6 protein-coding genes and 1 pseudogene are annotated in these 6,617 nt (G+C 63.3%); 5 read left to right on the top strand and 2 right to left on the bottom strand.

The window, feature by feature from the left end; all coding sequences use genetic code 11:
• Positions 1-136 precede the first annotated feature (136 nt).
• Entirely contained in the window at positions 137-1,309 is a 1,173-nt protein-coding gene (gene mltB, locus QCE58_RS11525) for a lytic murein transglycosylase B (protein ID WP_250521258.1), read from the bottom strand.
• Positions 1,310-1,617: 308 nt separating this feature from the next.
• Here mltB and QCE58_RS11520 point away from each other — a divergent pair, with 308 nt between their 5' ends.
• On the top strand, positions 1,618-2,541 hold the full coding sequence (locus QCE58_RS11520) for a histone deacetylase family protein (RefSeq protein ID WP_008342364.1): 924 nt from the start codon (positions 1,618-1,620) through the stop codon (positions 2,539-2,541).
• Here QCE58_RS11520 and QCE58_RS11515 read toward each other — a convergent pair.
• A complete protein-coding gene (locus tag QCE58_RS11515) occupies positions 2,538-3,419 on the bottom strand; it encodes an alpha/beta hydrolase (RefSeq protein WP_250521257.1) in 882 nt (293 codons plus the stop codon). The two genes, QCE58_RS11520 and QCE58_RS11515, sit on opposite strands and share 4 nt — an antisense overlap.
• 164 nt (positions 3,420-3,583) lie before the next feature.
• On the opposite strand from QCE58_RS11515, the gene QCE58_RS11510 reads away from it, so the two are divergent.
• The 4 genes and pseudogenes from QCE58_RS11510 to QCE58_RS11495 form a co-directional block, all read left to right on the top strand.
• Complete coding sequence (locus tag QCE58_RS11510; RefSeq protein ID WP_008342360.1) at positions 3,584-4,618, top strand: methionine ABC transporter ATP-binding protein; 1,035 nt, start codon at positions 3,584-3,586, stop codon at positions 4,616-4,618.
• The gene (locus tag QCE58_RS11505; protein ID WP_008342358.1) at positions 4,608-5,261 is read left to right on the top strand and encodes a methionine ABC transporter permease; all 654 of its coding nucleotides are present in this window, start codon (positions 4,608-4,610) and stop codon (positions 5,259-5,261) included. Before QCE58_RS11510 ends, QCE58_RS11505 begins: the two co-directional genes overlap by 11 nt.
• A gap of 14 nt (positions 5,262-5,275) precedes the next feature.
• Positions 5,276-6,070: a MetQ/NlpA family ABC transporter substrate-binding protein gene (locus QCE58_RS11500; protein ID WP_250521256.1), complete on the top strand. Its 795-nt coding sequence runs from the start codon at positions 5,276-5,278 to the stop codon at positions 6,068-6,070.
• Positions 6,071-6,245: 175 nt separating this feature from the next.
• Positions 6,246-6,617 (top strand): annotated as a pseudogene (locus QCE58_RS11495) (electron transfer flavoprotein subunit beta/FixA family protein); the annotation flags it as partial.

Here is a 6,617-nt window from a genome sequence, read left to right as displayed (position 1 = left end):
GCATCGCACCGAGAAGTTAACAGCCCGGCGCTCCGTTTACAACCACTTCTCGCTCCACAAACAAAAATGCCGTTCAGCGCTAACTGAACGGCATTACCGGCGAGCCGGGGTTTTTTACGTCTGTAGCGGACAAACGTCACTGCGAATTCGCGCCCGTGTCGCCCGCGACCATGCGCGCCTTGACCGCTTCGCCAAGCTGATACACCGCGAGCGCGTAGAAGAAGCTGCGGTTGTAACGCGTCAGCACGTAGAAGTTCTTCAGCCCGAGCGTGTATTCGGTCGCGCGGCCGGGCGTGGGCAAATCGACGACGGTGAGCGGCGTCGGCGCTTCTGCGTCGATATTCAAGCCCGGCTCGTTGAGCAGCATGCCGGCCTTCGTCAGTTGCGCGAGCGACCATTTCGGTTCCGGCGCGCCATCGGCGGCGGCCTGCGCGATGCCCTGACTGCCGACATCGCCGGCGATGCGCCACACGACCGGCCGGCCCGGTTCCCAGCCGTTCTGCTTCAGATAGTTCGCCACACTGCCGATGGCGTCTGCCGGGCTCGTGCGCAGATCGATGCGGCTGTTGCCGTCGTAATCGACCGCGTATTGCACGATGCTGCTCGGCAGGAACTGCGGAATCCCGATCGCGCCCGTGTATGAACCGAGGACGGTCGTCGGATCGATCTGCGAATCGCGCGTCCACACGAGCAGGTCTTCGAGATTCTTGCGGAACGTCGCCATGCGCTCGACGCGGTTCGGCGTGTTCGGGTAATCGAAGGTGAGCGTGGTCAGCGCGTCGAGCGCGCGGAAGTTGCCCATGTACTTCCCGTAGATCGTCTCCACGCCGATGATTCCGACGATCACCTCCGGCGGCACGCCGAATTGCTCGGACGCGCGCTGCAGCGTCGCCTGATTCGCGCGCCAGAACTTCACGCCGGCGTTGATGCGAACCGGCTCGATGAAACGCCCCTGGTACGCGCGCCAGTTCTTGGCCTGCGGCGTGGGCGACGGCAACACCAGTTTCGCCGCGGTCGCCGAATAGCTCACGCGCGCGAACAGGTCGTGCAGCGCGGACGAATCGAAGTCGTAGCGCGCGACCATGTCATTGATGAACGCATCGACATTCGGATTGTTCGCGTAGCGCTGCGGCACGATCTCTTCTTCGAACACCTGCCCTTGCGGCGTCGCGGCCTGCGGCTGCTGCGACTGCGCAAAGGCACTGTTCCCGGAGACAAAGCCGAGCGCGCAGACGAGCGAAGCAACGAGTGCGCGCTTTGCCGGCCTGGATGAAGCCGTGAAGACGAACGGAGCAAACTGGAAAGTCATAGTGTGCGTGGTTGGGGGCGGTTGGGGCGATGCCGGATGCGCGAGTGGCCAAAAACGCCTGTGAAGTCGAATCGATGCAACGATTCTCAACGGAACGCAACAGCCTGCAACATGCCGCGCGCAATCGCTCGGCCGGCAAGGCGTCGGGGCAGTATAACCGACGCTTCGCGCCCATATCGGCCATGTGCCCGGGCGAGGGCGGCCGTGCCGGACGGTGTGGTAACTTAACGTCAATTACGCGACAAGTGGTCGCGTATGACGAAAAAATACGAGACGAGAGCCGACGACAAGCGGCATTGCGAGACATCATGGCCACCGGCTTCTACTCCCACCCCGACTGCCTCCAGCACGACAACGGCCAATGGCATCCCGAGTGTCCGGCGCGCCTGCAGGCGATCGAAGACCAGCTGATCGCGAGCCGGATCGATTCGCTCATCGAGCGCGAGGAAGCGCCGCTCGCCGACGAAGCCGACCTTGCGCGCGTGCATACGCAGGCGCACATCGACTACATCAAGAGCCGCACGCCGGAATCGGGCCGAAGCGAACTCGACCCCGATACGTCGATGTGCCCCCAGTCCTATCGCGCGGCGTTGCGCGCGGCGGGCGCGGCGGTCGCGGCCACCGATGCCGTCATCGAAGGCCGTTACGACAACGCGTTTTGCAGCATCCGGCCGCCGGGCCATCACGCCGAGCCCGCGCGCGCGATGGGCTTCTGCCTCTTCAACAACGTCGCGATCGCCGCGCGGCATGCGCTGGAAGTGCACGGCCTGCAGCGGGTCGCGATCGTCGATTTCGACGTGCATCACGGCAACGGCACCGAAGCCGCGTTCAGCGGCGATTCGCGCGTGCTGATGTGCAGTTTCTTCCAGCATCCGTTCTATCCGTTTTCCGGCGCCGACAATCACGCGGCGAACATGGTCAACGTGCCGCTCGCCGCGCGCACTAAGGGCATGCAGGTGCGCGAGGTCGTCGACATGATGTGGCTGCCGCGGCTCGAAGCGTTCAAGCCGCAGATGATCTTCGTCTCGGCCGGCTTCGATGCGCATCGCGAAGACGACATGGCCAACATGGGTCTCGTCGAGGACGATTACGCGTGGATCACCGAGCAGATTCGCGGCGTCGCGAAGCGCCACGCGCAAGGGCGCATCGTGAGTTGTCTCGAAGGCGGCTATAACCTGTCGGCGCTGGGCCGCAGCGTCGTTGCGCATCTGCGGGTGCTGGCGGAAATCTAGCGGGCGCGAGCGCGCGCGTAGTCCGCGCGCACGAGCGTCCAGTCGATCAGCTCGCGGATCACGCGCTCGCGGTCGAGATCGTTGAGCGTTTCGTGGGCGCTGCCTTCGTTGACGATGAGCGTGGTGTCGGTCGATCCCGCGTTGGCTTCGAACTCGCGGCTGCCGGCGGGATCGCAGATCGCGTCCGCGCTGCCGTGAAAGACGAGAAGCGGCAGCTTGATGTCGCCGCGCTTTTCCGCCACGCGCTCCATGCCGGCGAGAATCTGCGCGGCAGTGCGTGCGCAGACGGCTGAGTGATGCACGAGCGGATCGCGCTTGTACGCTTCGACGACGCCCGGCGCGCGCGACAGCAGCGCCGGATCGATGCTGAACGCGGCGACGCGCGGCGCGACCACGCCCACGATGCGGCTCAGTTTGGCCTTCCAGCGCGGCGTGCCCGGTCCGGTCTTCAACGCCGGGCTCGACAGGATCAGACCGGCCAGCTTGTTCGCCTGCGCACGCTCGGCGGCGTAGAGCGCCGCGATCGTTCCGCCCATGCTGTGGCCCATCAAAAAGAGCGGCGTGCCGGCGGGCGGCGTGGCCGCGCACGCTTCGAGCAGGACATCGGTGTCGCGCAGATAGTCCGTGAAGACGCGAACCCACGCCCGTTCGCCCGACGACTTCCCGTGTCCGCGCAGATCGATCGCGATCAGCTCGATGCCCGCCGCGTTCAGCGCGGTCGCGAGCGCGTCGTAACGGCCCGCGTGTTCGCCGAGACCGTGGACGAGCGCGATCCGCGCGTTGAGTTCGATGCCCGGCGCGGGGTGCCAGCGATGCAGAAACAGTTCGACGCCGTGTCGCGTCGTGACGGCGCTCGTCGAATAGATAGTGCGTGACATGGCGCGGTAAATATCTCCACGTTATTAGCCGATCTGAAATCATTATTAAACAGAATGTAACGCGTCCTGTAAAATCCCCGCCACGATACAAACAGCTAAGAACGAGCGGCGGCCGGCGGCGCGGGTGGGTTCCACCCGACAAGCCTTCCGCCGTTTGCATTTTCATGATCGAAATACGCAATCTTTCGCAGCGTTTCGCGGGGCCCCGAGGCTGGGTCGAAGCGCTGCACAACGTCAATCTGACGATTCCCGCCGGCGAAGTGTTCGGCATCATCGGGCGCAGCGGCGCGGGCAAGAGCACGCTGGTTCGCACGATCAATCTGCTGACGCGGCCGAGCGAAGGCAATGTGATCGTCGACGGACGCGATCTCACGACGCTCGGCAAGGACGATCTGCGCGCCGCGCGCCGCGACATCGGCATGATCTTTCAGCATTTCAATCTTCTGAGTTCGCGCACGGTGTACGACAACGTCGCGCTGCCGCTCGAACTCGCCGGCAAGAAGCGCGCGGAGATCGAAGCGGCCGTGTTGCCGCTGCTCGATCTCGTCGGCCTCACGACGCACAAGGACAAGTATCCGGCGCAGATCAGCGGCGGACAGAAGCAGCGCGTCGGGATTGCGCGGGCGCTCGCGAGCAAGCCGACAGTGCTGCTCTCCGACGAAGCCACGTCCGCGCTCGATCCCGAAACCACGCGCGCGATTCTCGATCTGCTGCGCAAGATCAATCGCGAGCTCGGGCTCACCATCGTGCTCATCACGCATCAGATGGAAGTGATCAAACAGGTCTGCGATCGCGTCGCGGTGCTCGACGCCGGGCGCGTGGTCGAAGAGGGCAAGGTCGTCGATGTCTTCATGCAGCCGCATCACGAAGTCACGCGCGCACTGATCGGCGACGTGATCGCGCACGAGTTGCCGCCCGCATTGAAGGCACGCGTGATCGAGCGGCTCAAGACCGGCAGCGGTCATTTGCTGCGGCTCGCGTTCACGGGCTCGGGCGTCGATCAGCCGATTCTCTCGGAGACGATCCGCCGCTACGAACTCGATTTCAACATCCTGCACGGCCAGATCGACGAGATTCAGGGGCAGGCATTCGGCTCGCTCGCGGTGCTCGCGGGCGGTCAGCCGGTGAAGATCGCCGAAGCGATCGAATATTTGCGCTCGCAGGGCGTCGTCGTGGAGGAGTTGTCCCATGTTGAGTGAAATGTTCGACATGTTCGTCCAGTCGTTCTGGGAAACGCTGATCATGGTCGGCATCTCGGGACTCGTCGGCGCGGCGGTCGGTTTGCCGCTCGGCGTGCTGCTCTATCTCACCGATCGCGACGGCGTGCTGCAGAACATCGGCGTGAATCGCGTGCTCGGCGGCATCGTGAATGCGGTGCGCTCGACGCCGTTCATCATCCTTCTCGTCGCGGTGATTCCGTTCACGCGGCTCGTCGTCGGCTCGTCGATCGGCACCGCGGCCGCCGTCGTGCCGCTGACGATCGCCGCTGCGCCGTTCATCGCGCGGCTCGTCGAGACGGCACTGCGCGAAGTGGATCGCGGACTCATCGAGGCCGCGCAGGCAATGGGCGCGACGACATCGCAGATCGTCTTCAAAGTGCTGTTGCCGGAATCGCTGCCGGGCGTCGTCGCTGGATTGACGATCACGTTCGTGTCGCTCGTCGGCTATTCGGCGATGGCGGGCGCGATCGGCGGCGGCGGTCTCGGCGATCTCGGCATCCGCTATGGTTATCAGCGTTTTCTTCCTGAAGTGATGATCACGGTCGTCGTGATTCTCATCGTGTTCGTGCAGCTCGTTCAGTCGTTCGGCGACTGGCTCGTTCGTCGTCTCAGTCACAAATAACCACTCAAGAAACCATGCAACGTCGATTCATTCTGAAGTTCGCCGCCGCGCTGTTGAGCGCAACGCTGTTCAACGGTGCCGCGCACGCCGATGAAGCCATCAAGTTGGGCGTGACCGGCGGCCCGCACGCGCAGATCATGGACGTGGTGAAGCAGGTCGCCGCGAAAAACGGGCTGAAGATCACGGTCGTCGAGTTCTCGGATTACGTGCAGCCGAACGCCGCGCTCGCCGCCGGCGATCTCGATGCGAACAGCTATCAGCATCTGCCGTATCTCGACGCGCAAGTGAAGGATCGCGGCTACAAGCTCGTCAAGGTCGCCGATACGGTGACGTTCCCGATGGGCATCTACTCGAAGAAGCTGAAGTCGCTGTCGGCGCTTGCCAACGGCGCGCGCATCGCGGTGCCGAACGATCCGACCAACGGCGGCCGCGCATTGCTGCTGCTGCAGAAGCAAGGTCTCATCAAGCTGCGCGCGGATGCGGGTCTGAAAGCGACGCCGCTCAATATCGTCGAGAATCCGAAGAAGCTGAAGATCGTCGAACTCGACGCCGCGCAGATTCCGCGCTCGCTCGACGACGTCGATGCCGCCGCCATCAATACGAACTTCGCGATGGAAGCGGGCCTGAAGCCGAAGTCGGACGCGATCGCAATCGAAGATCCGCGCGGTCCGTATGTGAACATCATCGCGGTTCGCGCGGCCGACAAGGACAAGCCGTGGGTTGCGAAGCTGATCGCGGCGTATCACTCGCCGGAAGTGAAGCAGTTCATCGAAGGCAAGTACGCCGGCGCGGTGATTACGGCCTGGTAATCGTTTTCATGGTCGGATTCGGGTTTTCGTGGATATAAATAGAACGATCGTTCGATAAAATTCGGCTCATACCTATTGCACGATCGCCGACCCCACCCGCTTTTGGAGGGGTGATCTTACGCGTCACTCGTATAATGGCGCTGGGTTGACGTAATCGTAACTTTGGAGCGTGTGCATGAAAATTCTGGTGCCAGTCAAGCGCGTGGTCGACTACAACGTGAAGGTCCGCGTGAAATCGGATAACACGGGTGTCGATATCGCCAACGTGAAGATGTCGATGAACCCGTTCGACGAAATCGCCGTGGAAGAGGCGGTGCGTCTGAAGGAAGCGGGTGTTGCTACGGAAGTGATCGCCGTATCGTGCGGCGTGACGCAATGTCAGGAGACGTTGCGGACGGCGCTGGCGATCGGTGCGGATCGCGCGATTCTGGTCGAATCCGCCGATGAGTTGCAGCCGCTGGCGGTCGCGAAGATCCTGAAGGCGCTAGTCGATCAAGAGAAGCCTGAGCTCGTCATCCTGGGCAAGCAGGCCATCGACGACGACTCG

Origin of the sequence: Caballeronia sp. LZ028 (assembly GCF_031451415.1) — a bacterium.
Lineage (GTDB): Bacteria > Pseudomonadota > Gammaproteobacteria > Burkholderiales > Burkholderiaceae > Caballeronia > Caballeronia zhejiangensis.
The sequence above is the reverse complement of the archived record's forward strand: the minus strand, read 5'-3'. Positions and strand labels throughout refer to the sequence as shown.

Excerpts from the sequence above, each read along its gene's own strand:
- mltB (WP_250521258.1), bottom strand. The coding sequence starts at position 1,309 with ATGACTTTCCAGTTTGCTCCGTTCGTCTTCACGGCTTCATCCAGGCCG.
- QCE58_RS11520 (WP_008342364.1), top strand. The coding sequence starts at position 1,618 with ATGGCCACCGGCTTCTACTCCCACCCCGACTGCCTCCAGCACGACAAC.
- QCE58_RS11515 (WP_250521257.1), bottom strand. The coding sequence starts at position 3,419 with ATGTCACGCACTATCTATTCGACGAGCGCCGTCACGACGCGACACGGC.
- QCE58_RS11510 (WP_008342360.1), top strand. The coding sequence starts at position 3,584 with ATGATCGAAATACGCAATCTTTCGCAGCGTTTCGCGGGGCCCCGAGGC.
- QCE58_RS11505 (WP_008342358.1), top strand. The coding sequence starts at position 4,608 with ATGTTGAGTGAAATGTTCGACATGTTCGTCCAGTCGTTCTGGGAAACG.
- QCE58_RS11500 (WP_250521256.1), top strand. The coding sequence starts at position 5,276 with ATGCAACGTCGATTCATTCTGAAGTTCGCCGCCGCGCTGTTGAGCGCA.